This is a genomic window from Streptomyces sp. NBC_01465 (genome assembly GCF_036227325.1).
Classification (GTDB): Bacteria; Actinomycetota; Actinomycetes; order Streptomycetales; family Streptomycetaceae; genus Streptomyces.
Genome location: NZ_CP109467.1, coordinates 4,593,434 through 4,617,671 on the forward strand (window position 1 = coordinate 4,593,434; position 24,238 = coordinate 4,617,671).

General features: G+C 69.8%; 25 protein-coding genes and 1 riboswitch. Of the genes, 17 read left to right on the forward strand and 8 right to left on the reverse strand.

The window, feature by feature from the left end; genetic code table 11:
- The first annotated feature begins 42 nt into the window (after nucleotides 1-42).
- The 5 genes from OG707_RS21685 (at nucleotide 43) to OG707_RS21705 (ending at nucleotide 3,726) form a co-directional block, all read left to right on the forward strand.
- Nucleotides 43-648: an ankyrin repeat domain-containing protein gene (locus OG707_RS21685; RefSeq protein WP_329120759.1), complete on the forward strand. Its 606-nt coding sequence runs from the start codon at nucleotides 43-45 to the stop codon at nucleotides 646-648.
- On the forward strand, nucleotides 645-1,772 hold the full coding sequence (locus tag OG707_RS21690; protein WP_329120761.1) for a YncE family protein: 1,128 nt from the start codon (nucleotides 645-647) through the stop codon (nucleotides 1,770-1,772). Before OG707_RS21685 ends, OG707_RS21690 begins: the two co-directional genes overlap by 4 nt.
- 106 nt (nucleotides 1,773-1,878) lie before the next feature.
- A complete protein-coding gene (locus OG707_RS21695) occupies nucleotides 1,879-2,286 on the forward strand; it encodes a hypothetical protein (protein ID WP_329120763.1) in 408 nt (135 codons plus the stop codon).
- 33 nt (nucleotides 2,287-2,319) lie between these two features.
- Nucleotides 2,320-3,453 carry a hypothetical protein gene (locus OG707_RS21700; RefSeq protein ID WP_329120765.1) on the forward strand — a complete coding sequence of 378 codons (1,134 nt, stop codon included), beginning with the start codon at nucleotides 2,320-2,322 and terminating at the stop codon, nucleotides 3,451-3,453.
- A complete protein-coding gene (locus tag OG707_RS21705) occupies nucleotides 3,454-3,726 on the forward strand; it encodes a hypothetical protein (RefSeq protein WP_329120767.1) in 273 nt (90 codons plus the stop codon).
- A gap of 71 nt (nucleotides 3,727-3,797) precedes the next feature.
- Here OG707_RS21705 and OG707_RS21710 read toward each other — a convergent pair whose 3' ends face one another.
- Nucleotides 3,798-4,373, reverse strand: coding sequence for a TerD family protein (locus tag OG707_RS21710; RefSeq protein WP_329120769.1), 576 nt, complete (start codon nucleotides 4,371-4,373; stop codon nucleotides 3,798-3,800).
- 158 nt (nucleotides 4,374-4,531) lie between these two features.
- Here OG707_RS21710 and arfB point away from each other — a divergent pair, with 158 nt between their 5' ends.
- Nucleotides 4,532-4,972 (forward strand): alternative ribosome rescue aminoacyl-tRNA hydrolase ArfB, encoded by a 441-nt coding sequence (gene arfB / locus OG707_RS21715; protein ID WP_329120771.1) that lies wholly within the window; start codon nucleotides 4,532-4,534, stop codon nucleotides 4,970-4,972.
- Between the two features lie 19 nt (nucleotides 4,973-4,991).
- Here the strand turns inward: arfB and OG707_RS21720 are convergent, their stop codons facing one another.
- Nucleotides 4,992-5,546 (reverse strand): flavin reductase family protein, encoded by a 555-nt coding sequence (locus tag OG707_RS21720; RefSeq protein WP_329120773.1) that lies wholly within the window; start codon nucleotides 5,544-5,546, stop codon nucleotides 4,992-4,994.
- Nucleotides 5,547-5,851: 305 nt separating this feature from the next.
- Here OG707_RS21720 and cdgB point away from each other — a divergent pair, with 305 nt between their 5' ends.
- Complete coding sequence (gene cdgB, locus OG707_RS21725) at nucleotides 5,852-7,507, forward strand: diguanylate cyclase CdgB (RefSeq protein WP_329120775.1); 1,656 nt, start codon at nucleotides 5,852-5,854, stop codon at nucleotides 7,505-7,507.
- A 51-nt stretch (nucleotides 7,508-7,558) separates the two neighbouring features.
- Nucleotides 7,559-8,518 (forward strand): CBM35 domain-containing protein, encoded by a 960-nt coding sequence (locus OG707_RS21730; protein ID WP_329120777.1) that lies wholly within the window; start codon nucleotides 7,559-7,561, stop codon nucleotides 8,516-8,518.
- Here OG707_RS21730 and OG707_RS21735 read toward each other — a convergent pair.
- The 3 genes from OG707_RS21735 to OG707_RS21745 form a co-directional block, all read right to left on the reverse strand.
- Entirely contained in the window at nucleotides 8,505-9,443 is a 939-nt protein-coding gene (locus OG707_RS21735) for a 1-phosphofructokinase family hexose kinase (RefSeq protein WP_329120780.1), read from the reverse strand. The genes OG707_RS21730 and OG707_RS21735 overlap by 14 nt on opposite strands.
- Nucleotides 9,444-9,525: 82 nt before the next feature.
- Nucleotides 9,526-10,665, reverse strand: coding sequence for an N-acetylglucosamine-6-phosphate deacetylase (nagA, locus tag OG707_RS21740; protein WP_329120781.1), 1,140 nt, complete (start codon nucleotides 10,663-10,665; stop codon nucleotides 9,526-9,528).
- Nucleotides 10,665-11,606 (reverse strand): ROK family protein, encoded by a 942-nt coding sequence (locus OG707_RS21745; RefSeq protein ID WP_329120783.1) that lies wholly within the window; start codon nucleotides 11,604-11,606, stop codon nucleotides 10,665-10,667. Before OG707_RS21745 ends, nagA begins: the two co-directional genes overlap by 1 nt.
- Nucleotides 11,607-11,809: 203 nt before the next feature.
- Between OG707_RS21745 and OG707_RS21750 the strand changes: the two genes are divergently transcribed.
- The 5 genes from OG707_RS21750 (at nucleotide 11,810) to OG707_RS21770 (ending at nucleotide 15,513) form a co-directional block, all read left to right on the forward strand.
- The gene (locus OG707_RS21750) at nucleotides 11,810-13,078 is read left to right on the forward strand and encodes an ABC transporter substrate-binding protein (RefSeq protein WP_443071364.1); all 1,269 of its coding nucleotides are present in this window, start codon (nucleotides 11,810-11,812) and stop codon (nucleotides 13,076-13,078) included.
- A 30-nt stretch (nucleotides 13,079-13,108) separates the two neighbouring features.
- Nucleotides 13,109-13,339, forward strand: a complete 231-nt coding sequence (locus OG707_RS21755; RefSeq protein ID WP_329120785.1) for a DUF3263 domain-containing protein — start codon at nucleotides 13,109-13,111, stop codon at nucleotides 13,337-13,339.
- Between the two features lie 136 nt (nucleotides 13,340-13,475).
- Nucleotides 13,476-14,048: a hypothetical protein gene (locus OG707_RS21760; RefSeq protein ID WP_329120788.1), complete on the forward strand. Its 573-nt coding sequence runs from the start codon at nucleotides 13,476-13,478 to the stop codon at nucleotides 14,046-14,048.
- 86 nt (nucleotides 14,049-14,134) lie between these two features.
- Nucleotides 14,135-14,986, forward strand: a complete 852-nt coding sequence (gene otsB / locus OG707_RS21765) for a trehalose-phosphatase (protein WP_329120791.1) — start codon at nucleotides 14,135-14,137, stop codon at nucleotides 14,984-14,986.
- Between the two features lie 26 nt (nucleotides 14,987-15,012).
- Entirely contained in the window at nucleotides 15,013-15,513 is a 501-nt protein-coding gene (locus OG707_RS21770; protein ID WP_329120793.1) for a hypothetical protein, read from the forward strand.
- Nucleotides 15,514-15,520: 7 nt separating this feature from the next.
- Here OG707_RS21770 and OG707_RS21775 read toward each other — a convergent pair whose 3' ends face one another.
- The 3 genes from OG707_RS21775 to OG707_RS21785 form a co-directional block, all read right to left on the reverse strand.
- Complete coding sequence (locus OG707_RS21775; protein WP_329120795.1) at nucleotides 15,521-16,888, reverse strand: alpha,alpha-trehalose-phosphate synthase (UDP-forming); 1,368 nt, start codon at nucleotides 16,886-16,888, stop codon at nucleotides 15,521-15,523.
- An 88-nt stretch (nucleotides 16,889-16,976) separates the two neighbouring features.
- Nucleotides 16,977-18,734, reverse strand: coding sequence for a DUF7927 domain-containing protein (locus OG707_RS21780; RefSeq protein ID WP_329120797.1), 1,758 nt, complete (start codon nucleotides 18,732-18,734; stop codon nucleotides 16,977-16,979).
- A 37-nt stretch (nucleotides 18,735-18,771) separates the two neighbouring features.
- On the reverse strand, nucleotides 18,772-19,722 hold the full coding sequence (locus OG707_RS21785; RefSeq protein WP_329120799.1) for a glucosyl-3-phosphoglycerate synthase: 951 nt from the start codon (nucleotides 19,720-19,722) through the stop codon (nucleotides 18,772-18,774).
- Nucleotides 19,723-19,876: 154 nt separating this feature from the next.
- Nucleotides 19,877-20,003: riboswitch (SAM riboswitch) on the forward strand.
- Nucleotides 20,004-20,020: 17 nt separating this feature from the next.
- On the opposite strand from OG707_RS21785, the gene thrC reads away from it, so the two are divergent.
- From thrC to groL, 4 genes are all read left to right on the forward strand, one after another.
- Nucleotides 20,021-21,310 (forward strand): threonine synthase, encoded by a 1,290-nt coding sequence (gene thrC, locus OG707_RS21790; RefSeq protein WP_329120801.1) that lies wholly within the window; start codon nucleotides 20,021-20,023, stop codon nucleotides 21,308-21,310.
- The gene (locus tag OG707_RS21795; RefSeq protein WP_329120802.1) at nucleotides 21,307-21,582 is read left to right on the forward strand and encodes a MoaD/ThiS family protein; all 276 of its coding nucleotides are present in this window, start codon (nucleotides 21,307-21,309) and stop codon (nucleotides 21,580-21,582) included. Before thrC ends, OG707_RS21795 begins: the two co-directional genes overlap by 4 nt.
- A 390-nt stretch (nucleotides 21,583-21,972) precedes the next feature.
- Nucleotides 21,973-22,176, forward strand: a complete 204-nt coding sequence (locus OG707_RS21800) for a cold-shock protein (protein ID WP_005315736.1) — start codon at nucleotides 21,973-21,975, stop codon at nucleotides 22,174-22,176.
- A gap of 317 nt (nucleotides 22,177-22,493) precedes the next feature.
- The gene (groL, locus tag OG707_RS21805; RefSeq protein WP_329120805.1) at nucleotides 22,494-24,116 is read left to right on the forward strand and encodes a chaperonin GroEL; all 1,623 of its coding nucleotides are present in this window, start codon (nucleotides 22,494-22,496) and stop codon (nucleotides 24,114-24,116) included.
- Nucleotides 24,117-24,238: the final 122 nt, after the last annotated feature.

Here is a 24,238-nt window from a genome sequence, read left to right on the forward strand (position 1 = left end):
GTTTCCCGGGCCCGCACCCCGAACCGTCCCTGGAGTACCGACATGCCCTCCCTCAGCGAAGCCGACCGCACCCTGCTCACCGCCGCCGAGCGCGGCGACGCCGACGCCGTGCGCGCGGCGCTCGCCGCCGGAGCCCGCGTGGAGGCCCGCGACACGGACCTGCGCACCCCGCTGCTGCACGCCTCGCTCGGCGACCGCGTGGAGGCGGCCGCCGTCCTGGTCGCCGCCGGGGCCGACGTCAATGCCCAGGACAGCCGCGAGGACAGCGCCTGGCTGGTCACCGGAGTGACGGGCAGCGTCGCCATGATGCGGACGCTGCTCCCGGCAGGCCCGGACCTGACCCTGCGCAACCGGTTCGGCGGGGTCTCGGTCATCCCCGCGTCCGAGCGCGGTCATGTCGCGTACGTCAGGGCCGTCCTCGCCGAGACGGACATCGACGTGAACCACGTCAACCGCCTTGGCTGGACCGCCCTGTTGGAGGCGGTGATCCTCGGCGACGGCGGCAGCGCACACCGCGAGATCGTGGAGATCCTGCTCGCCGCGGGGGCCACCCCCGGCCTCCCGGACGCGGACGGCGTCACCCCCCTCGCCCACGCGGAACGGCGCGGCTTCGAGGAGATCGCCGTACTGCTGCGGGGCGCGGGATGATCCGCCGGATCGCGGGGGCCGTGCTGGTCGCGGCGGCCCTCGCGGGCTGCGCACAGGGCGCGGGGGAGTCCGCGCCCGAGAGCCCGCGGGTGTCGACGCTGAAGCCCGCGCCCGAATCTCCGCAGGCCTCCACCTCTCCCTCCACCGCCACGACGTCGACCGGCACGCTCCTCGTCGCCGACTTCGACAGCGACACCGTCACCTTCGTCGATCCGGCCCGCGGCCCCCTCGGCTCCGTCAAGGTCGGCCTCGCCCCGTACGGCATCGCTCTCGGCGACGACGGCCGCGCCTGGGTCTCCACCGCGGAGGGCGTCGCGGTGGTCGACACCGCCACGCGCACCCGCACGGCCCTCATCCCGTACGACACCGAAACCGGCCGCCCCACCCTCGGCGAGTACCGCGGCGGCGGCATGGGCATCGCGCTCGCCCCCGACGGACGCCACGTCTACGTAGGCGTCAACGTCCCTGACAAGACAGGGGTGTTGGAGGTCGTCGACACCTCCACCCGCACCGTGTCGGACACCGTCCCCGTCGGCCGCCGCCCCTTCGACGTGGACGTCTCCGCGAACGGCCGCGAGGTCTACGCGACGAACCACGACTCTTTCTCCGTGACGGCGGTCAACACGGCCACCCTCGCCCCGCGCACCTACGAAGTCGCCCCGTACGGCACCGAGGGCGGCCTGGGCTCCTGGCTCAAGCCGCACTACGCCGCCGTACGCCCCTCCGACGGCGCCCTCCTCCTGCCCTTCGAGGGCGAACGCCTCGCCGTGCTCGACCCCCGTACGGGCAAGGTCACCATCGACCCCATGACCGCCGACACCCACCAGCACGGCGTCACGATCACCCCCGACGGCACCCTCCTGGTCGTCGGCACGGGCCCCGTCACCGAGGGCGAACCCCCCTCGCTCACGGTCCGCAGCCCCGACGGCCGCGAGCGCGTCATCCCGCTGAAGGGCCCCCACGAGAACGTCGCGGTCTCGAAGGACGGCCGCACGGCGTACGTCACGGGCGGATTCACCCGCGACGGATTCTGGGACGGCATCACGGTCGTCGACCTCGACTCGGGCGACACCCGCCGACTGCCCGCAGGGGTACGCCCGTTGGGCATCGTCGTCCTCCCGTGAAGTCGCCAGTGACAGTGCTGTGACGGTTGGCGGCTGTTGGTGCGGTCAAAGATTGGGTAAATTCCCGAGGTCAGTACAAGGCCGATCCGCCGCACCGGGAGGGCGTATGAGCGAGGGCCCCGGGTCCCCAGAGCGATTCGACGACTCCGAATTGCTGGAGATGACCAGGCAGGACCCCGCGCAGGCACGTCTGCTGCGCAAGTCCCTGGAGGAGCTCGCCTCGGGGCGCGGCGGTGACGCGCTCAAGGAGATGGCCCAGGACGTACTCGCCGGGCGCTCCAGCCTGCGGGACGCGGCGCGGGTGACCGCGTACTCCGAGGAGATGCTCACGCAGGCGGCGCCGATGACCGAACGGTGGGCCGCACTCTCCGACGCGGAACGCGAGGCCCTGGCCGCCGAGGGCGAGCGCCAGATCGCCGCGGCGCAGGCCGAGATCGACGAGGAGCGCCGCAGCTCGCTCAAGGACGGCGGCAAGAAGTCCCGGCACGACGGCCGCGGCTGGTCGGCGTACTGACGGTGACCGACCAACACGGGGGGATGAGCTGACATGCCGGACTTTCAGGTCGAGCCGGGGGCGATCGACGGCTTCTCGAAGCTCGTGGCGCGCGCCGCGGAGAGCAGCACCAAGGCGGTCTCGTACGTGGACCAGGCCAAGATCGACAGAGCGGGCGGCGGCCACCTCTTCGACATGGTCGCGGGCGACCACGACCACTATGTGAGCGAGGCCAAGAAGGCGCTGGGCAAGGCGCAGAAGGTCCTCGACTCCTCGGGCCGCGAACTGGCCAAGGCGGCCACGTACTACCGCTCGACGGACCACGACTCGGCGGCGAAGATCGACGCCACCTACCCGGGGTCCAAGGTGCCGGGCGGCCAGTCGGACGGCGGCGGCGCGGACGACTTCTCCGACTCGAGCGACGCCGCGGACGTACTGAAGGCGCCGAGCGACCCCAGCAACCCGATCGTCAAGTACGCGATGGGGCACGTCGACGAGTACAAGATGAGCCCGGTCCAGAAGACCCTCGGCTCCATCCTCGACCTGGGAAGCCCCTCGGCCATGGCGGTGGAGGCCTCGAAGCTCCTCTTCGACTTCGACCCCTTCGGCGAGGTGACGAACTGGATCGTCGGGGACTGGAACAACTACAACGACTGCGCGGAGATCTGGAGCAATCTCGGCTCGTTCTGCGAATCGGTGTCCGCGAATGTGAAGAAGGGCACCAGCAACGTCGGCATCACCTGGGACGGAAACGCGGCGGACGCCGCGACCGTCTATTTCGACGAGTTCATGCAGAAGCTCGGCGAGTTCAAGGAGACGTTCGAGTCGCTTCGGCAGTGTTATGCCGAAGGGGCCCAACTGGCTTTCCAGTTCGCCGAGTTCCTGAAGTCCTTCATCGTGATGTTCTCGGACATGCTGGTGATCTGGCTGGTGAACCTGGCGGCGGCGCAGGCCGTCAACCTGATCCCGGTCGGCGGCCAGGCGGCATCGATCGCCATGTTCGCGCTGTGCGCCGCGGAAGCGATCCGGATCATGCAGCTGTGGGCCGAGGCGGCGAAGGCGTTCGACACGATGGCGAGCGCCCTGAGCGCACTCGCCCTGGCCATGTCGGCGGCGGTCAACGGTTTCTCGGCGGCGGACGGTTTTCCCGAGGTGGACTCGGCCGGCTACGACCACAGGGCGGTCTGAATGCAGTTCATGGACGTCAGCGACCTCGATCTCTGGCTCACGCGCGTCCGTAACCTCACCGTCGTAGCCGCAGTCGCCTATCCGGCGCTCGGTGTCTTCCTGGCCGTGGACGAGGGCTGGCGCTGGAGTTTCGTGGCGTTGTTCCTTTTGTCGCCGGTGGCGGCCGTCCTGGGAATCCGCGCTCAGCGCGAGATCCGCGGCGGCCTGTCGGCGGCGGCGATGGCGCTGGCCATCGCGCCCCTCCCTTTGATGGCCGCGGCGGAAGCCCTCTAGGGGCGCCGACAACGAGCAGAGCCCCTGGCGACCGCCAGGGGCTCAGTGGTGCTCAGCGCTCAGTGCTGGACTCAGACGTTGACGCCGAAGTCCTGCGCGATACCGACCAGGCCCGAGGCGTACCCCTGGCCGACGGCGCGGAACTTCCACTCCGCACCGTTGCGGTAGAGCTCGCCGAAGACCATGGCGGTCTCCGTGGCGGCGTCCTCGCTCAGGTCGTAGCGGGCGATCTCGGCGTCGCCGGCCTGGTTGATGATGCGAATGAAGGCGTTCCGCACCTGGCCGAAGTTCTGCGAGCGGTTCTCCGCGTCGTAGATCGAGACCGGGAAGACGATCTTCTCGATGTCGGCGGGCAGACCGGCCAGGTTGACCTTGATCTGCTCGTCGTCGCCCTCGCCCTGGCCCGTGACGTTGTCACCGGTGTGGACGATGGTCTGGTCCGGCGTCGCCTTGTTGTTGAAGAAGACGAAGTGGGCGTCGGAGTAGACCTTGCCGGCCGTGTTCACCGCGATGGCCGAGGCATCGAGGTCGAAGTCCGTGCCGGTGGTGGTGCGGACGTCCCAGCCGAGGCCGACCGTGACGGCGGTCAGGCCCGGGGCCTCCTTGGTGAGGGAGACGTTGCCGCCCTTGGACAGGCTTACAGCCATGGGATGGTCCCTTTCCGTCTTTGGTGTCGGGCTTCGTGCGGTCACGAAGCTACCGTCACCCCACATAACGCCGGGAGGGGACCCGGAGGTTCCTGACGGCCTTTACTTTCTTTACTCGAACGAAAAGAGGGTGACGGATCGGGCGCGCGCAGGCGACGATGGACCACATGTCCGGTCGCGAACACGTCATCCGAGGCTCCGTCTCGCTCCCCGAGGCCGAGCTCATGTGGCGTTTCTCGCGTTCCTCGGGCCCCGGCGGTCAGCATGTGAACACGAGCGACTCGCAGGTGGAGCTCCGCTTCGACCTCGCGAAGACCGAGGCGCTGCCCCAGGTCTGGAAGGACCGGGCGCTGGAGCGGCTCGCCTCGAGGCTGGTCGGCGGAGTCATTTCCGTACGGGCGTCCGAGCACCGCTCGCAGTGGCGCAACCGCGAGATGGCCATGGTCCGTCTCGCCTCGCTGCTCGCCGAGGCCACCGCACCGCCGCCCAAGCCGCGCCGCGCCACGAAGATCCCCCGGGGCATCAACGAGCGCCGGCTGCGCAACAAGAAGCAGCGCAGCGACACCAAGCGCGGCCGCGCCGGAAGCGGCTGGGACTAGTTTCAGCGGGACTAGTTGCTCATCCCAGCTGCCGGTACTTCCCCCGGAAGTACGTCAGCGGCCCGCCCTCCGAGCTCGGCAGGTCCGCGGTCAGCACCCGCCCTATGACCAGCGTGTGGTCCCCGGCCTCGACCCGCTGCTCCGTACGGCACTCCAGCGTCGCCAGCGCGCCCCCCACCAGCGGTGCCCCCGACTCCTTGCCCCGTACGTAGGGGATGTCCTCGAAGAGCAGCCGGTCGCTGATCCGCCCCTTCATCGCGAAGCGCCCCGCCACATGGCGCTGGCTCTCCGAGAGGAGCGAGGCCGCCCACAGCGGCTGCTCGGCCAGCAGGTCGTCCATGCGCGATCCGTTGCGTACGGAGACCATCACCAGCGGCGGATCCAGCGACACCGACAGGAACGCGGTCGCCGTCATCCCGACGTCCTCGCCGCGCGGACCCTCGTCCTCGGCGCGCGCGGTCACCAGCACCACTCCGGCCGCGAGCCGGGACATGGCGGCGCGGAACTCCTCGTTGCTCACCCCCTCAGGATGGGGGACGGGCTCGGTTCGCGGGGCAGGGGTTGTCTGAAGCACAAGGGGAACGCTAGTGCCGGGTGGTGTGCCGCCACATCGGGCTCCGGTACCGGTCCAAGGTCCTAGGACCCGTTCATTTCCGGCCGTTTCTGAGCTGACTTGCGTTCAAGAAAGCGAAGGAGCGCTCCCACACATCGCCCTAAACCCTTCATCCCCTGATGTGACTTGAGTCACGTAAGCCAATATTTGTTGACCCTGTGTACCGGGTGCACAGCTCCCTGTGATTCAGTGGCCGTGAAGCTGCAACAAGAGTGTCGATCAGATCCCAGGAGTTGCTGTCGAGGTCTCGGGGGGTGCGAGCAGTCATGGAGACCGAGTCGGAACCGTACGTTCGCCTGGCGACCCTGCGGCAGCTCCACCAGGTCGTCACGGACCTCAACACGGCGCGGAGTCTGGCCGACACCCTGCAGACCGTCGCCGACGGCATCACCGCCGGACTCGGATACGAACTGGCCTGCGTCAACCTCGTCCGCCCCGACGGTGACCTCGTCGTCGCCGCCTTCGCAGGATCCTCCGCCGCCGAGGCCCTGATCACAGGACGCGTCGGCACCCGCTCCTCCTGGGAGCGCAGGCTCGCGATGGGCGAGGCCTGGGGCGATCTCGTCTTCATCCCGCACACCGAGGGCTGGGTCCTCATCGAGGACGACGTACCGCAGTGGCACACCGACGGTCCCGAGCCGCGCTTCGAGGACGAGTGGCACCCGCGCGACCGCCTGTACGCGCCCATGTACGCGTCCGGGAGCGGCCGCGAGCTCCTCGGTGTCATCTCCGTCGACCGCCCGCGCGGCGGCCGCCGGCCAGGACCCTGGGGCCAGGAGGCGCTGCAGATGTACGCCTCGCAGGCCGCCATCGCCATCTCCAACGCCCGGCTGCGCGCCAACATGCAGCGCGCCCTGGTGCGCCTGGAGCGCGAGCAGCAGGCCCTGCGCGCCAGCGAGGAATCCTTCCGGCAGGCCTTCGAGTACGCACCGAGCGGCATGGCCATCGCGGAGATGGGCGGCGACCAGCACGGCCGCATCCTCCGCACCAACGACGCGCTCTGCCGCCTCCTGGCCCGTCCCGCCGCCGCGATGCGCCGCTACTCCTTCGCCGACCTCGTGCACCCCGAGGACGTCGGCACACTGCTGCGCACCTCCGCCGAGGGCGGCCGCGCCGAGCTGCGGCTCGGGCGGCGCGACGGGACGTACGTCTGGGTCTCGCTCCGCAACTCCGTGGTCGCCGACACCGCCGACGGCCCGCGCTTCCTCCTCACCCACGTCGAGGACATAGAGGAGCGCAAGCGCCACGAGCTGCACCTGGCCCACCGCGCCTCGCACGACGCGCTGACGGGCCTGCCCAACAGCGCCGAGCTGCGCTCGCGGCTGAGCTCCCGCCTCTGCGCGCGGCCGTATGCGGTGCGCGAGACGGCCATAGAGGCGCTGGACGCGGCGTACGAAGGGGGCGGCGAGGCCGCCCACCGGCACGAGCTGGGCTTCGACTTCGGGACGGGCCCGGCGGGCTCGGGACCGTACGACCACCACGTCCACACGGTCGCGCCCTCCACCGGCCTCCCCGACGACGGCACGAAGGGGCTCGCGGTCCTCTTCTGCGACCTCGACGGCTTCAAGTCCATCAACGACCGCTTCGGCCACCACACGGGCGACGCGGTCCTCATCGAGGTCGCCCGGCGCCTGACGACGGGCGTGCGCGACGGCGACACGGTGGCCCGCCTCGGCGGCGACGAGTTCGTGGTCCTCGCGGACGGCCTGGGCGCGGCGGACGCGGCGGACCTGGCGGTCCGGCTGCGGAACGCGATCATTCCGCCGATCCGGGTGGACGGGCGCGCGGTCCGGGTCGGGGCGAGTTTCGGCATCGGATGGGCCGAGTGCGGAATGTCCGTGGAAGAGGTATTGCGCTCCGCTGACCAGCGGATGTATGTGGAGAAGCGCTCCCGGGCCAAGGTGCATCGTCGGGCGGGTTAATCCGTACGGGGTAGGCTCCCCCGGGTCAGCGATGTGTGAGGAGTACTAGGGATGAGCACGCCCGAGGACGACGATCCGTTCGGCTACCTGTACGAGGACGGCCGTGCGGCAGGCGCCGTCCCGCCGCCAGGTGGCGGCGGCTACGGCTACCCGGGCCCGTCCGCGGGCGGGCAGCAGCAGCCGGGGGTGCCCCGGACCTCGTACAACCAGGTCCGCACGGTCGGCGAGCGCCAGTACGGCCAGCCGCAGCAGCCCCAGCAGCCCCAGCAGCAGGGCTACGGCCAGCAGCCCCAGCAGCAGTACACACAGCCGACCGCGCAGTACGCGGCCCCGGAGACGTACGGCAACGGCGCCCCGCCGCAGCAGCCGCGCTACCAGGATGACTACGACGACGGCGGCCGGGGCCCGAACCACAAGGGCATCCTGATCGGCGCGGTCGCGGTGGTCGCGGTCGTGGTGATCGGCATCACGGTCGCGCTGATGAACGGCGGCGACGACACCAAGGACAACAAGGCGGGCGCGGGCAGCACGAGCTCCGCGGGCGCGGGCCAGTCCGTGAAGCCGAGCGACCCCGCGTCTGAGTCCCCCGAGGCCAAGCTGCCGAAGCAGGACGCGGCCACGCTCCAGCTCGGCGGCGGCGCGATCACCGACAAGACGGTGACGGGCGCGCAGGGCCCCGGTGGCACGTACATCAACGGCTTCAACGCGGTGGGCTCCTCGGTCACCTGGCAGGCGAACGTCGAGCAGGCGGGCGAGTACAAGCTGTCCGTCCGGTACGCGATCCCGGCCGTGGACGCCAATGCCACCCTGACGGTCAACGACAAGGCCAACAACTCGCCCCTGGGCCTGAAGAACTTCATAAAGTCCTCGGACACCGACTGGGCGAAGAACTGGCAGACCACCTGGGCGCCGGTGAACCTCAAGCAGGGCGAGAACACCATCAAGATCTCCTGCGAGCAGGGCAATCAGTGCAACGCCATCCTCGACTGGCTGGCGATCACGAAGAAGTGACCCCACCGGACACCGCGTCGAGGACCTGCACCTGAGGGAGCAGGTCCTCGTACGTTTTCCGGTCGAATTCCCCGGCCACCGGCGCCACCACCGTCGCCGCCGAAAGCGCCACCGCCCTCGACAGCCGCTCCGGCCACGGCAGTTGCTCCACGACCCCCGACAGCAGCCCCGCCACCGCCGAGTCGCCGGCCCCCGTCGGATTCCCCTCCAGCCGCGCCGGCGGCAGCGCCTGCCAGCTGCCCTCCGGGGTGGCGGCCAGCATGCCCTCCGCCCCCAGCGAGGCGACCACCGTACGGGCGCCCCGTCGGCGTGCGTCGCTCGTGGCGCGCAACGGGTCGCGCGATCCCGTCAGTTGGGCCAGTTCGTCCGCGTTGGGCTTGACCAGGTCGGGGCGGGCCGCAATGCCCCGGCGCAGGGGTTCGCCGCTGGTGTCCAGGAGGACGGGGACGCCCGCCGTGCGGGCCGTGCGGACGAGTTGGGCGTACGCACCGACCGGCACCCCCGGCGGCAGCGAGCCGCACAGGGCGACCGCCGAGACGCTGCGCAGCAGCGTCTCGTACCGGGTCTGGAAGATCTCCCACTCCGTGGCGGAGATCAGCGGCCCGGCCTCGTTGAGCTGCGTCGTGTCGCCGGTCGCCGCGTCCACGACGGCGATGGTGCGCCGGGTCGTCCCGCTGGAGTGGACGAGCGCGTCGGTCACGGGGGCGGCGGCCAGCAGGGACCGCAGCGTCTCGCCCGTGGTGCCGCCCGCGAAGCCGGTGACGACCGCCTCGTGGCCGAGCGCGGCCAGCACCCGGGCCACGTTGAGCCCCTTGCCGCCCGCGCGCTCTGTGACGGCTTCCACGCGGTGGCTCGCGTGCGGGACCAGGGCCGGGACGCGGTAGGTGATGTCGAGTGCGGTGTTCAGGGTGACGGTGAGAATCACGCAACTGATCATGTCAAAGCGGAAGCGGTTGTCCCAGTCCTCCGGGGCAACCGCTTTCCGTCCAACTAACGCTCAATTCGGACTACTTGGGGTCAATCACCCATTCGCCCTTGCGCATGACACCGACCAGATTGAACTCCGCGTCGAGCACGACGAGGTCCGCGTCCTTGCCCGGCTCCAGCGAGCCGACCTTGTCGTCGACGCCGAGCAGCCGTGCGGGGTTGGCCGAAATCGACCGTACGACGTCCTCGACCGGCAGCTTGTCGACCGTCACCGCGCGCTTGAAGGCGGTGTCCAGCGTCAGCGTCGAGCCCGCGATCGAGCCGCCCTCCACCAGCCGTGCGACGCCGTCCTTGACCTCGACCTCCAGCGGACCGAGGTGGTAGATCCCGTCGCCGAAGCCCGCCGCGTCCATCGCGTCCGTGATGAAGGCGACGCGCGAGGAGCCCGCCGTGCGGTACGCCAGCTCCAGCGAGGCCGGGTGCAGGTGCGTGCCGTCGTTGATGAGCTCGATCGTGACGCGCTCGTCCTCCAGGAGGGCGGCGATCGGACCGGGCTCGCGGTGGCCCAGCGGGGGCATCGCGTTGAAGAGGTGCGTGGCGACGGTGGCGCCCGCGTCGATGGCCTCCACCGTCTGCTCGTACGTGGCATCGGTGTGGCCGATGGCCGCGATGACACCGTTCTCGGCGAGCATCCGCACCGAGTCGAGGCCGCCGCGCATCTCCGTGGCCAGCGTGAACATCTTCGCCGTGCCCCGCGCCGCGTCCATGAGCTTGCGCACGTCGGCCGGGTCGGGGTCGCGCAGCAGCGCCTCGCTGTGCGCTCCCTTGCGGCAGGGGGAGATGAACGGGCCCTCGAAGTGGATGCCCGCCAGGTCGCCCTGCTCGACGATCTCGGAGAGCAGCCCGGCCCGTGCGGCCAGGAAGTCCATCTCGCCGGTCACGGTCGAGGCCACGATGGTCGTGGTGCCGTGCTCGCGGTGCGTCTGGACGCCCTTGAGCACGTCCTCCGGGGTGCCCGAGGTGAAGGACGCTCCGCCGCCGCCGTGGACGTGCATGTCGACGAAGCCGGGGACGATCCAGTGCCCGGTCAGGTCGATGGTCTCGGCGCCCTCGGGGGCCGCGCCCGCGATACGGGTGCCGTCGACGATGACCCGCCCGCCGTCGACCGTCCCGGTCGGCAGTACGACGCGAGCCCCGGAGAGAACCTTTTCAGCGGCCATCAGGCGGATACCTCCGTGGAGTCCGTGGAGAGAAGATCCCAGGCGAGCAGCCCTGCGCCCAGGCATCCGGCGGTGTCCCCGAGGGCCGCCGGCACGATGTGGGGCAGCTTCTGGAACGTCACGCGTTCCTCGACGGCCGCCCTCAGGGGTACGAACAAGGTTTCCCCGGCCTCGGCGAGTCCGCCACCGATGATCAGGGTCCTGGGGTCCAGCAGGGTGAGCGCGGTGACGAGGCCGTCGGCGAGCGCGTCGACCGCGTTCTGCCAGACCTCGACGGCCTTCGGATCACCGGATTCGACGGCCTTGGCGCAGTCGGCGGCGTCCGCGTCGGGGTCGCCGGAGGCCTCGGCCCAGGCGATGGAGACGGCCGATGCGGAGGCGTACCGCTCCAGGCAGCCGTACTGTCCGCAGCTGCAGGGCACGCCTCCCTGCCGTACGACCACATGGCCGATCTCGCCCGCGAAACCGTGCGCGCCGGCCTCGATGCGCCCGTCGATGCCGATGGCTCCGGCTATCCCCGTGCCGAGCGGCAGGAAGAGGAACCGGTCGGCGCCGTTGCCCGCCCCGATGCGCCCCTCGGCGAGGCCGCCGGTGCGCACGTCGTGGCCGAGCGCCACGGGTACGTCGCCGAGGCGGGCCGAGAGCAGGTCCCGCATGGGGACGTCGCGCCAGCCGAGGTTGGCCGCGTAGGCCGCGATGCCGTTCTCGGTGTCGACGATGCCGGGGACGGCGACGCCCGCCGCCGCCGCGGTCTCGCCGTAGTGCTCCTTGCCGTACGCCCGCAGGTCCTCGGCGAAGGCGAGGATCGACTCGACCACCGCCTCGGGCCCGCGCTCGCGGCCGGTCGCCCTCCGGGCAGTGTGCAGTAGGGTGCCGTCGACCCCGACCAGGGCGGCCTTCATACCGGTGCCGCCCACATCAAGGGCGATGACATGTCTCACCGGGCAAGTGTGGCCCGTAGACCCCGGAGAGGTCTAGTCCACTGTGCTGGATTGTTGCGCTCCCATACAAACAAGGGGGGCGTTGCAGAAGCGATACGCGGGTGGTGTAGACCTCATAGCTTGCCGTGAGGGAAAATCGCAGCTCATTGCGACAGGACGTCACGGGGGACCGACTGGAACTTTAAGGGTGGGAAAGAGCTGTGGTGCAGCGGCGCTTTGTGGGTCTGACGGCGGCTGTTGCCGCGCTCGGCATGACGGTGACGCTGGCGGGCTGCGGTGTCGGTACGGGATCCGGTGACGTCACCCTGAAGGTGGTCGCGGCCAACTACGACCCGAACGACGGCCCCAGCACGAAGCAGTACTGGGACAAGGTGGCCTCCGCCTTCGAGGCGAAGAACCCGGGCATCAAGATCGACGTCACGGTCTACTCCTGGACGGTCGTCGACGCCAAGGTCGCCGAGATGGTCAAGGCGGGCAACGCCCCCGACATCGCGCAGATCGGCGCCTACTCCGACTACGCGTCCCAGGGCAAGCTCTACAGCGCCGACGATCTTCTCTCCATCCCGGTCCAGGCGAATTTCCTCTCCAACCTGACGGACGCGGGCGAGCAGAACCGCACCCAGTACGGAATGCCTTTTGTGGCCTCCACCCGGCTGCTCTTCTACAACAAGGCACTGTTCGGCAACGCGGGCATATCCAAGGCGCCGACGTCCTGGGACGAGCTCAAGACGGACGCCAAGCTGCTGAAGCAGAAGGGCGTGAAGTTCCCCTACGCGCTGCCGCTCGGCACCGAAGAGGCGCAGGCCGAGACCATGCAGTGGCTGCTCAGCGGCGGCGACAACTACACGGACAGCGTCGGTACGTACACGATCGACTCCGCGCCCAACATCAAGACCTTCACCTGGCTGAAGAACAACCTGGTGGGCGCGGGCCTGACCGGCCCGACCGCCCCCGGCAAGCTCAACCGCGCCGTGGCGTACAAGGCGTTCATCAACGGCCAGGTCGGCATGCTCAACGGCCACCCCACACTGGTGAAGCAGGCGAAGGCCAAGGGCATCGACCTCGGGATGGTGCCGATGCCGGGAGCCGACGGTCCGACCAAGTCGACCATGGGCGTCGCCGACTGGATCATGGGCTTCAAGCAGAACGGTCACCGGGCGGAGATCGGCAAGTTCCTCGACGACGTCTTCAGCGATAAGAACGTCCTGGACTTCACGGGCCAGTACGACCTGCTCCCGGCCACCACCTCCGCCTCGGAGACGATGGCCGACGACCCCAAGTACAAGTACCTCAAGGCCTTCCTGAACGCTCTGCCCACCTCGCAGCTGCCCCCGGTCGACAAGACGTCCTGGCCGACGGTGGCCGACGCGGTGAAGAAGAACATCGGCAAGGCGGTGTCGCCCACGAGTCAGCCGGCGACGATCCTGAGCCAGCTCCAGACGACGGCGACGACCGCGCAGAACGCGGAATAGCGCGGCGGAGTCGGGAGTACGTTGACGGGCATGACCGGAGACCGAGACGACGAGGTGGAGTCCGTCCTCGCGGTGGAACGGGAGTCGTGGCCCGGCCCCGGCGCGAAGGAGCGGGCCATAAGGGAGCGCCTGGGCATCTCCCCGACGCGCTACTACCAGCTCCTGAACGCCCTGCTGGACGACGAACGGGCCCTGGCCCACGACCCGGTGACGGTGAACCGCCTGCGCCGGGTCCGCGACGCGAGGCGCGGGAGCAGGTAGGCGCCGGGGCGGGTCGTCGGGGCCGGGGTGCAGGCCGCCGCCCGCTGTCGCGTTGCGGACCGTTACATCTCGTCACAGACTGTCAAGCAGGGTCGACCCGCCTCCATCCCCATCACCATGGAAGAGGACCCTGCACATGAACCTGCACAAGCCTGCCGCCGCGCTGGTTGCCGCGGCCCTCGCCGGTGCCCTCGTCGTCGGAGTCTCCGGCGCCGCCGCTGCCTCCGGCGCCCCCGCCGTACTGCACCCGGCGAGCGCCGCCTCCTTCTCCGCCTCCGAGAAGGAGGCGTACAAGGACGCGCTGCGCTCCGTGCTCAGCACCGCCGACCGGCTGGTCGGCGACGCCCAGCAGGGTCCGGTCGACGAGGCGGCCTACCGGGCCGACTTCGACCGGGCGCTGACCGCGGCGCCCGCGGACGCCGGCGGGATCCTCGCCGAGGCGCTCGCGTCCCTCAAGGTCCAGGCCGACGCCCTCCTGCAGGTGGTCGCGGCCGGACCGGCGGGCGTCGGTCAGCTGCCCGCCGCCGCGCTCGGTGTGGCGCTGGCGATCCAGAACGTCCTCACCGTCGGCAACCTGGGCGCCTCCATCACGGCCCTGGCCAAGCCGCTGGACCTCAAGACGCTCGACCTCGGCAAGCTCGACCTGAACAACCTGCCGGGCGGCAACAAGCTGCCGGCGCTGCCGTCGTTCGGCGACCTGTTCAAGTAACACCGGTCGGCCGGTGGCGAGGCAGCTCCGCCTCGTCGCCGGCCGCGGCCGTGCCGGGCCGCTGCGGGTCCGGATAGGGTCGGGCCATGGGCAGCCACTCGCACACCCTTCCGGTCCCAGGTACCGCCGCAGGCCGTGAAGGCCTGGCCGCGATTCTCTCCGCCCCGCAGAAGGCCGTCGTCGCGCTCGACTTCGACGGGACCCTGGCCGAGATCGTCCCCGACCCCGAACAGGCCCGCGCCCACCCCGGCGCCGTCCCCGCGCTCGCCGCGCTCGCGCCGTGCGTGGCCTCCGTCGCCGTCGTCACCGGGCGGCCGGCCGGAGTCGCCGTACGGTACGGGGGCTTCGCCCGGGTTCCCGGTCTGGAGCACCTCACCGTGCTCGGGCACTACGGGGCCGAGCGGTGGGACGCCGTCACCGGGACCGTGAGCGCCCCCGCCCCGCATCCGGGCGTCGCCGCCGCACGGGCCGAACTCCCCGGTGTGCTGGAGGAGTTCGGGGCGTGGCGCGGTACCTGGATCGAGGAGAAGGGGCAGGCCCTCGCCGTACACACGCGACGCGCTTCCGATCCGCAGGCCGCCTTCGACGCCCTCCGCACACCCCTCGGCGAGCTCGCCGCCCGCCACGGGCTGATCGTCGAGCCCGGGCGCATGGTCCTGGAGCTGCGGCCGCCCGGCATGGACAAGGGGGTCGCGCTGGGGGAGTACGTACGCGAAGTCGGCGCCGAAGCCGTGCTCTACGCCGGTGACGACCTCGGTGACCTCCCCGCTTTCGCCGCCGTCGAGAAGCTCCGGTCCGACGGCCTTCCGGGGCTGCTCGTCTGCAGTGGCAGCAACGAGGTGCCCGAACTCGCCTCGCGCGCCGACCTGTTGGTCCCCGGGCCCGCCGCCGTCGTCGGCTTCCTGGCCGCGCTCGCGGAGGCGGTCGCCGAGGGGTGATGACGGCGTCGTACGATCACTGCCTTATGCGACCCGTACCCGCCGTTCTCGCCGCCGTAGCCCTTGCCGCCCTGCTCACAGGCTGTGGAGGAAGTTCCGGCGCGTCCGGAAGCAGCTCCGGGTCCGACGACTACACCGTCACCGGCCTCCGCGACGACCTCCGCCACACCGCGCAGCAGACCACCCGCGCCACCCGCCCGCACATGGTGAAGGAGTGCAGCGGCAGCCACACCCGGCGGGTCAAGCACACCTCCAGGAGCGGCAGCGGCAAGAAGCGCAAGACGCGCACCTGGTACACCAACGAGACCGTCCAGGACTGCAAGAAGGTCCAGCACGGCACCGAGACGTACAACCGCGTCCTGCGCCAGGCCCGCTGGTGCGTCGAGCTCGACAACGTCAACGGCAAGGCCAAGCAGGACGACGTCTGGTACGAGGTCTCCTCGGGCGACTACCGCCGGGCGACCGGCATCGACGAGGGCAAGAAGATCTCCTTCGAGCCCCTGAGCAACGGCTGCCGCAATCGATGACCGGTAACTAGGCGCGCAGATCGCCCAGTTGCTCCAGGAACCACTGCTGCGGCGGCAGCGCCGTCGCCGCCACCGCCAGTCGCTTCGTGCGCTCCGCGCGCTCGTCCTCCGGCATCGTCAGCGCCTCGTGGAGCCCGTCCGCCGTGCCCGTCACGTCGTACGGGTTCACCGTGATCGCGTCCTCGGACAGCTCCTCCCAGGCCCCCGCCTCCCGGGACAGGACCAGCGCGCAGCCGTCGTCCGAGACGACCGGGACCTCCTTGGCCACCAGGTTCATGCCGTCCCTGATCGGGTTGACCAGCGCCACGTCCGCGAGGCGGTACGCGGCCAGCGAGCGCGCGAAGTCGTCCTTCACGTGCAGGACCACGGGGGTCCAATCCGGCGTTCCGTACGCCGAGTTGATGGCATCCGCGGTCCGCTGCACCTCCGCCGTGTACTCCCGGTACACCGCCAGGTCCTGCCGCGACGGGTACGCGAACGCCACGTGCACCACCCGCTCCCGCCACTCCGGACGCGTGTCGAGCAGCTCCCGGTACGCGTGCATCCCGCGCACGATGTTCTTCGACAGCTCCGTGCGGTCCACGCGCACGATCGTCTTCCGCCCCGCGCCCACCTGCTCCCGCAGCGCCGCCATCCGCTCCTCCACGTCCGCCTCCCGCGACCGCGCCCGCAGGAAGTCGGCGTCGGCCCCGAGTCCGTACACGGAGACCTCCGTGGACCCGAGCCGGCCGGCCGCGCACGCCTCGAAGGCGTCCGCCCAGCGGCGCGTCAGGAAGCCGAGGCGGTCCGCGCCGAGCATCCCGGTCAGGAGCTCGTCGGCGATCGCGTCGGGGAGCATCCGGAAGTAGTCGACCGGCGCCCACGGGGTGTGCGAGAAGTGGCCGATCCGTACGTCGGGGCGCAGCTCGCGCAGCATCCCCGGCACCAGCGCCAGGTGGTAGTCCTGCACCAGCACCGCCGCCCCCTCGCCCGCCTCCTCGGCGAGCGCCTCCGCGAAGGCCTGGTTGTACGCGCGGTACGCCTCCCACCGGCTGCGGAACTCCGCGTCGAAGACCGGCTCCAGCGGCGTCTGGTAGAGCATGTGGTGCACGAACCAGAGCACCGAGTTGGCGATGTCGTTGTACGCGGCCGCATGCACGGCCGGGTCGATGTCCAGCATCCGCACCCCGGCCTCGCCCACCCCGCGCCGTACCGCCTCGCGGTCGCCGTCGCCGAGCGCCGCGCACACCCAGAGTTTGTCGTCGACGGCGCTGAGCCCGGAGACGAGCCCGCCCCCGCCGCGCCGGGCGTCGAGCGAACCGTCGTCGCGACGCGTGTAGGAGACGGGGCCCCGGTTGGAGGCGACGAGGACCTGGGCACCGTGCTGATTGGCCATGACGCGAACCTAGCCCGTCGCGTAAACGCTCAAACGTACGGCCGGACTCCGCGTGGGAGTCCGGCCGTACGACATCAGCTGTCAGGGGTTACTCGCGGCGGCTCCGGACGGCTGCCATGACGAGTGCGCCGAGGCCGCACAGGACGACCGCGAGCCCGGAGAAGAGCAGGGTCTGCGAGTCGCTGCCGGTGTCGGCCAGCTCCGGGCCGCTGGGCGGGTTCGGGCCCGGCGGGACGGGGCGCGGCTGCGTGGTGGTGGTCGGCGTCGGAGTCGGGGTGGGCGTCGGCGTGGGAGTCGGCGTCGGGGTGGGCGTGGGCGTCGGCGTCGGAGTCGGGTCCGGCTCCAGCACCGGCTCGAACCCGCACGCCGGGTCCGTGCTGCCGTCCTCGCAGTTGGTGCGGGGCGAGTCGGCGATGACGTTGTTGGTCAGCTTCCCGTCACCGGTCAGCGGCTTGTTGATGACGACCTTGTACGTGATCGTCGCGGTCGCGCCCACGGGCACGTCCCCGGTCCACGAGATCTTCGGCGCGGCATACGTCGCCGTGCCGATGCTCGCCTGCACGTCACCGTCGAACGTCGTGTCGTCGAGGAGCTCGGTGAGATCGTCGGCGAGCTTGGCGTTCGGATAGCTGAGCTTGCTGATGTTCTTGGCCGTCAGCGTGTACGTCACCGTGTCGCCGGGTTCCACCTTCGTCGGCGTGGCCGACTTCGTGATCTCCAGGTCGGGCACCGGCACGGAGAGCGCCAGCTGCGAGACGACATAGGTGTCGCCCCGCGTCCTGAACGTGAGATCGGCCGAGGTGGCACCGGCGGGGATGGTGCCGGTGGGCAGCTCCAGCTGGTGGACGTCGATGCTCAGGTTGTTGGAGTGGTTCGGGGTCTCCGAACCGTGTGCGTTGCTGCTGAAGAAGTTGTTGGTGGAGCCGGTGTGCGGGTTGGTGATGTTCGTTCCGTTGACCCGGAACTGGTCGCCCGGGGTGTTCAGGTCGCCCTCGTACGCGGTCATGCTCACGCGCGGCTGCCCGTCCCCCGAGTTGTAGAAGCCGTCCACGGTGACCGTGGTGTCGGGGCTGGTGGAGCGCTGCAGGACGTGGCCGCCGTAGATGTAGACGTTCTGGCGGTCCGGGGCGTAGGTGGCGTTCGGGGCGTCGTACTTGTAGACGACCGTGATCGACCAGCCGCCGACGCAGCCGAGGCCGTCGGGCGCCCAGACGTTGCCGACGGCGATGGAGACGGGGGAGCCGGTGGTGACGCCCGCGAAGGCGGAGGTCACCTCGCCCTCACCGGTGTAGTACTGCGGGCCGCTGGTGGTCGGCGGGTCCTCGACCATGTCTTCGAGCGGGACGTCGGCCTGCGCGCCGCCGCCCACCGAGATGACGGGCTGGGTGGTGAGCGGCTCACCGGGGGCGCGGGTGACGTTCGCGCCGGACACGTCGCACCGCTGCAGGAGGTTTCTGCCGAATCGATACTTCCCGTTGTTGCCGCCCCAGAAGAGCCGCGCGTACGCGACCTTGGCGCCGGGGGGAATCGTCAGCGACGCGGTGCTGGACGTTCCGGTGGCCGTGCCCATCCCCGCCGCGTCGATGCGCTGCTCGACGTAGTTGTTGTTGTTCTTGGTGCCGCCGCCGGCCTGGGTCTCCGCGCAGTCCGTGACGTCGGCCGGCGGGGCGGTCGGGCAGCCGAGGACCGCGTTGCCGACCGTGACGAAGTCGCCGTAGAGCGCTTCGTCGTAGCGCTTGCCGAAGGGCTCGATCACGTCGGCCGAAGCGGACGTGGTGGGAGCGATGACGGTGGCGAGGAGCAGACCCGCGAGAATGCGGGCACCCCAGCGATGTCTGAGACTCATGCCGCGCAATTTATGCAATTCGGGTGAAATTGTACGATTAGGCCGCGCGCCGCGCCGCGTATTCACTGATTTCGCGCATTGGCGGCCGCTCCTCCGTGTCCACCGCATAGGTCCGGGGCACGAAGCCGTTCTCGCCCCGCTCGAACTGCGTCAGCGACGGCCGCACCAAGTGCCCGCGGGAGAGCCGGAGTTGGGCGGTCCGGTAGATCGCCGCCGCCATCCGGCCGAGCGCCCGGCCGTCCTGGTGGCGATGTTTCCGTACGCCCACGTCGACCTGGGCCAGCGCGTCCAGACCCACCGTGTGCAGCGCGTCGACGAGCAGCCCCAGCTCCACTCCGTAACCGACGGGGAAGGGCAGCTGCTCCAGGAGCGTGCGGCGGGCCGCGTACTCGCCGCCGAGCGGCTGGACGAAACCGGCCAGCTGCGGCCAGTGCAGATTGAGCAGCGGGCGGGCCACGAGCTCCGTGACGCGACCGCCCTGACCTGCTGCATCGCCGAGCGGTCGGTCGTACATCGCCTTGACGAGCTGGACCTCGGGGTCGGTGAGGAGCGGGCCGACGATGCCCGAGACGAAGTCGGCCGAGAAGTCCTTCAGATCGGCGTCGACGAAACAGACGATGTCCCCGGTGGTGACGAGGAGTGAGCGCCAGAGGACCTCGCCCTTGCCGGGCAGGGCGGGCATCCGGGGCAGGATCGAGTCCCGGTGCACCACCCGCGCACCGGCCGCCTCCGCGACCTCGGCGGTGCGGTCCGTGGAGCCGGAGTCGATCACCACGAGCTCGTCGACGAGGGGCACGGAGGCGGACATCAGCTCGCGGCGGATGACCGAGACGATCTCCCCGACCGTCTCCTCCTCGTTCAGCGCGGGCAGGACGACGCTCACCGAGGTGCCGTGTTTCTCACGTTTGGCGGCCACCAGGCGCTCCAGCGGGCGATCGGCGGCAGCCCAGGAACGCCTGCTCAGCCAGCGCTCCACCTCATCCAGCACGGGTGTCTCTCCTTGGTAGCGGCCATCTCGCGGTTCGGACGGGCCCTCTCCACGATCCGGGGCTTCGGTTACAGTCTTGAACAACGCGGATGACTGTCGCATGTCGGGGTCACCGCGCGGACAAACACCCGGGCCCTGGGGCCTGTGGTCATAGCGCTCATCCAGAGGGACTGAGGGAACGGCCCGTTGAAGTCCCGGCAACCATCCCGCCGACCGCGAGGTCAGGTGGGGACGGTGCCAATTCCGTCTTGCGGCGAACTGCGCCGTGAGGAAGATGAGGAGAAAGGGCCTCGCCATCATGGCTGTAGAGACAGTTGAAGCCGTAACCGCCGCACCGTCCGTCGATCTCGGACCCGCCGCCGCACTTTCCTGCCGCGAATGCTCCGCACGCTTCCCCCTGGGCCCCAGCTTCGTCTGCGCCGAGTGTTTCGGGCCGCTCGAAGTGGCGTACGACCTCCCGAGCGGCGACCCCGAAGGTCTGCGCAAGCAGATCGAGGCGGGCCCCAACAACATCTGGCGTTACGCGCCCCTGCTGCCCGTCCCCGCCGACGTGGCCACCAAGCCGAACCTCGAGCCCGGCTTCACCAAGCTGATCAAGGCCGACCGCCTGGCCGCCGAGCTCGGCGTCACCGGCGGCCTGTACGTCAAGGACGACTCCGGCAACCCGACGCACTCCTTCAAGGACCGCGTCGTCGCGATCGCCGTCGAGGCCGCCCGCGCCTTCGGCTTCACGACCCTCTCCTGCTCCTCCACCGGCAACCTGGCCGGTGCGGTGGGCGCCGCGGCCGTACGCGCAGGCCTCAAGTCCTGCGTCTTCATCCCGCACGATCTGGAGCCCGCGAAGATCATCACCGCCGCGGTCTACGGCGGCGAGCTGGTCGGCATCGAGGGCAACTACGACGACGTCAACCGCTTCTGCTCGGAGCTCATCGGCGACCCGGCCGGCGAGGGCTGGGGCTTCACCAACATCAACCTGCGCCCGTACTACGGCGAGGGTTCGAAGACCCTCGCCTACGAGATCTGCGAGCAGCTCGGCTGGAAGCTCCCGGACAACCTGATCATCCCGATCGGTTCCGGATCCCAGCTGACGAAGATCGACAAGGGTCTGCAGGAGCTGATCAAGCTCGGCCTCGTCGAGGACAAGCCGTACAAGATCTTCGGTGCCCAGGCGAAGGGCTGCGACCCGGTCTCGGCCGCGTACAAGGCCGGTCATGACGTGATCCGCCCGGTGAAGCCGGACACCATCGCCAAGTCGATCGCGATCGGGAACCCGGCCGACGGCCCGTACGTCATCGACATCGCGCGCCGCACGGGCGGTGCGGTCGAGGACGTCACCGACCCCGAGATCGTCGACGCGATCAAGCTCCTCGCGCGTACGGAGGGCGTCTTCGCGGAGACGGCCGGCGGCACCACCTTCGCCGTCCTGCGCAAGCTCCTGAAGGCCGGTCTCATCGACCCCGCCGAGACCACGGTCGCCATCAACACCGGCGACGGCCTCAAGACCCTGGACGGCCTCGCCGACTCCACGGGTCTCTCCGCCACCATCCGCCCCACCCTGGATTCCTTCCGAGAGGCTGGCCTCGTATGAGCGTCAAGGTCCGTATCCCGACCATTCTCCGTACGTACACCGGCGGCCAGGCCGAGGTCCCGGCGGAGGGCGCGACCCTCGCCGAGGTCATCGCCGACCTGGAGAAGAACCACACGGGCATCGCGGCCCGCGTCCTGGACGACCAGGGCAAGCTGCGCCGCTTCGTGAACGTGTACGTGAACGACGACGACGTCCGCTTCGAGGGCGGCCTGGACGCGGCGACCCCCGACGGCGCCGGCGTCTCGATCATCCCGGCGGTCGCGGGAGGCTGATCCAGCCCCAACACCTCTCAGCGTCACCACAGTTGCCCTCTCCGCGATAGAAGCGGAGGGGGCAATTCTGCAGGGTTAAGAGAGGTACAGTTGGGGCAGCCCCCTTGGTCGCCCGTGCCACGTGCATATGAGAACGCGACAAGGTGAGGGCAAAGTGTTCGAGTCTTTCGCGCCGTAAGTGCCCTTTGCCTGGCCCGACTTGCCCCGTGATCTGTGGGAATCCGCCCATTCTTCCGTTCGGCCGTGCACAGAATTCTCGTCCGATTGACCTGTTGCAGACGGCAGTTGGGCAGATACATTCAGCCGCGGTCGACGCGTTACGGCGCAAGGTCTGACCCGGGTCCGCGAAGTGCGGGTCCTGTGTAAGGGCCAGTAATAGGGGAGTTAGGCATGGCTCAGGGCACCGTCAAGTGGTTCAACGCGGAGAAGGGGTACGGCTTCATCGCGGTCGACGGTGGTGCGGATGTTTTCGTCCACTACAGCGCGATCCAGATGGACGGTTACCGCACCCTTGAAGAAGGTCAGCGAGTGGAGTTCGAGATCTCGCAGGGCCAGAAGGGTCCGCAGGCGGACATGGTCAAGCTCGCCGTCTGATCTCGGCGCGATCGACCAGCGACGCATTCAGCACTCACGCACGAAGGGCTCGCATCCCACCTGGGATGCGAGCCCTTCGTGCGTACCGGGAGACGTACGGGGGACAGGGTGGATGTGGGAGACCCGCTTGCACTCGCATGGGTCGAGTGCTAATCATTGGCGTTAGCACTCTCCAGGTGAGAGTGACAGAACTTGGACCGAGTCAGTGAGGCTCGCAGGCCGGGTGGGGCAAGGAACCACACGGGCAGCAGCCGTCCGTCGCGGGCACCGGCGCGGTCCACGAAGAACGCCACCCCTGTCCGGGAGGACCACTTCACATGGCCAAGATCATCGCGTTCGACGAGGAGGCCCGGCGCGGTCTCGAGCGCGGCATGAACCAGCTCGCCGACGCCGTCAAGGTCACCCTCGGCCCGAAGGGCCGCAACGTCGTCCTCGAGAAGAAGTGGGGCGCCCCCACGATCACCAACGATGGTGTTTCCATCGCCAAGGAGATCGAGCTCGAGGACCCGTACGAGAAGATCGGCGCCGAGCTGGTCAAGGAAGTCGCCAAGAAGACGGACGACGTCGCCGGCGACGGTACGACCACCGCCACCGTTCTCGCCCAGGCGCTCGTGCGTGAGGGTCTGCGCAACGTTGCCGCCGGCGCCAACCCGATGGCCCTCAAGCGTGGCATCGAGAAGGCCGTCGAGGCCGTCTCCGCCGCTCTCCTTGAGCAGGCCAAGGACGTGGAGACCAAGGAGCAGATCGCTTCGACCGCCTCCATCTCCGCCGCCGACACCCAGATCGGCGAGCTCATCGCCGAGGCGATGGACAAGGTCGGCAAGGAAGGCGTCATCACGGTCGAGGAGTCGCAGACCTTCGGCCTGGAGCTCGAGCTCACCGAGGGCATGCGCTTCGACAAGGGCTACATCTCGGCGTACTTCGCCACCGACATGGAGCGCATGGAGTCGTCGCTCGACGACCCGTACATCCTGATCGTCAACTCCAAGATCGGCAACGTGAAGGACCTCCTTCCGCTGCTCGAGAAGGTCATGCAGTCGGGCAAGCCCCTGCTGATCATCGCGGAGGACGTCGAGGGCGAGGCTCTGTCGACGCTGGTCGTCAACAAGATCCGCGGCACCTTCAAGTCCGTCGCCGTCAAGGCCCCGGGCTTCGGCGACCGCCGCAAGGCCATGCTGAACGACATCGCCATCCTCACGGGCGGCACGGTCATCTCCGAGGAGGTCGGCCTCAAGCTCGAGAACGCGGGCCTGGACCTGCTCGGCCGCGCCCGCAAGGTCGTCATCACCAAGGACGAGACGACGATCGTCGACGGTTCGGGCGAGTCCGACCAGGTCGCCGGCCGCGTCAACCAGATCCGCGCCGAGATCGAGAACAGCGACTCGGACTACGACCGCGAGAAGCTCCAGGAGCGCCTGGCGAAGCTCGCGGGCGGCGTGGCCGTCATCAAGGCCGGCGCCGCGACGGAGGTTGAGCTCAAGGAGCGCAAGCACCGTATCGAGGACGCCGTCCGCAACGCCAAGGCGGCCGTCGAAGAGGGCATCGTCGCCGGTGGCGGCGTCGCGCTTCTCCAGGCCTCCGCGGTCTTCGAGAAGCTCGAGCTCGAGGGCGACGAGGCGACCGGCGCCAACGCCGTGAAGCTCGCGCTGGAGGCCCCGCTCAAGCAGATCGCCGTCAACGGTGGTCTCGAGGGTGGCGTCATCGTCGAGAAGGTCCGCAACCTCCCGATCGGTCACGGCCTCAACGCCGCGACCGGCGAGTACGTGGACATGATCGCCGAGGGCATCATCGACCCGGCGAAGGTCACGCGCTCTGCCCTGCAGAACGCCGCCTCCATCGCCGCGCTGTTCCTCACCACCGAGGCAGTCATCGCCGACAAGCCGGAGAAGGCGTCCGCGCCGGCCGGTGGCGGTATGCCCGGCGGTGACATGGACTTCTGATCCCCTTAGGAGGATCGGCAGTTCAGCACGCTGTACGGACCGAGGGCGGCACCCCCATTGCGGGGGTGCCGCCCTCGGCGCGTACCGGGAATGCGTAGGGTGTGCTTGATGTTCGCCATTAA

Excerpts from the sequence above, each read along its gene's own strand:
- OG707_RS21780 (WP_329120797.1), bottom strand. The coding sequence starts at position 18,734 with ATGAGTCTCAGACATCGCTGGGGTGCCCGCATTCTCGCGGGTCTGCTC.
- arfB (WP_329120771.1), top strand. The coding sequence starts at position 4,532 with ATGGACCACATGTCCGGTCGCGAACACGTCATCCGAGGCTCCGTCTCG.
- OG707_RS21730 (WP_329120777.1), top strand. The coding sequence starts at position 7,559 with ATGAGCACGCCCGAGGACGACGATCCGTTCGGCTACCTGTACGAGGAC.
- otsB (WP_329120791.1), top strand. The coding sequence starts at position 14,135 with ATGGGCAGCCACTCGCACACCCTTCCGGTCCCAGGTACCGCCGCAGGC.
- OG707_RS21770 (WP_329120793.1), top strand. The coding sequence starts at position 15,013 with ATGCGACCCGTACCCGCCGTTCTCGCCGCCGTAGCCCTTGCCGCCCTG.
- OG707_RS21755 (WP_329120785.1), top strand. The coding sequence starts at position 13,109 with ATGACCGGAGACCGAGACGACGAGGTGGAGTCCGTCCTCGCGGTGGAA.
- groL (WP_329120805.1), top strand. The coding sequence starts at position 22,494 with ATGGCCAAGATCATCGCGTTCGACGAGGAGGCCCGGCGCGGTCTCGAG.
- OG707_RS21775 (WP_329120795.1), bottom strand. The coding sequence starts at position 16,888 with ATGGCCAATCAGCACGGTGCCCAGGTCCTCGTCGCCTCCAACCGGGGC.
- OG707_RS21800 (WP_005315736.1), top strand. The coding sequence starts at position 21,973 with ATGGCTCAGGGCACCGTCAAGTGGTTCAACGCGGAGAAGGGGTACGGC.
- OG707_RS21795 (WP_329120802.1), top strand. The coding sequence starts at position 21,307 with ATGAGCGTCAAGGTCCGTATCCCGACCATTCTCCGTACGTACACCGGC.
- nagA (WP_329120781.1), bottom strand. The coding sequence starts at position 10,665 with ATGGCCGCTGAAAAGGTTCTCTCCGGGGCTCGCGTCGTACTGCCGACC.
- OG707_RS21685 (WP_329120759.1), top strand. The coding sequence starts at position 43 with ATGCCCTCCCTCAGCGAAGCCGACCGCACCCTGCTCACCGCCGCCGAG.
- thrC (WP_329120801.1), top strand. The coding sequence starts at position 20,021 with ATGGCTGTAGAGACAGTTGAAGCCGTAACCGCCGCACCGTCCGTCGAT.
- OG707_RS21700 (WP_329120765.1), top strand. The coding sequence starts at position 2,320 with ATGCCGGACTTTCAGGTCGAGCCGGGGGCGATCGACGGCTTCTCGAAG.
- OG707_RS21760 (WP_329120788.1), top strand. The coding sequence starts at position 13,476 with ATGAACCTGCACAAGCCTGCCGCCGCGCTGGTTGCCGCGGCCCTCGCC.
- OG707_RS21695 (WP_329120763.1), top strand. The coding sequence starts at position 1,879 with ATGAGCGAGGGCCCCGGGTCCCCAGAGCGATTCGACGACTCCGAATTG.
- OG707_RS21705 (WP_329120767.1), top strand. The coding sequence starts at position 3,454 with ATGCAGTTCATGGACGTCAGCGACCTCGATCTCTGGCTCACGCGCGTC.
- cdgB (WP_329120775.1), top strand. The coding sequence starts at position 5,852 with ATGGAGACCGAGTCGGAACCGTACGTTCGCCTGGCGACCCTGCGGCAG.
- OG707_RS21690 (WP_329120761.1), top strand. The coding sequence starts at position 645 with ATGATCCGCCGGATCGCGGGGGCCGTGCTGGTCGCGGCGGCCCTCGCG.
- OG707_RS21710 (WP_329120769.1), bottom strand. The coding sequence starts at position 4,373 with ATGGCTGTAAGCCTGTCCAAGGGCGGCAACGTCTCCCTCACCAAGGAG.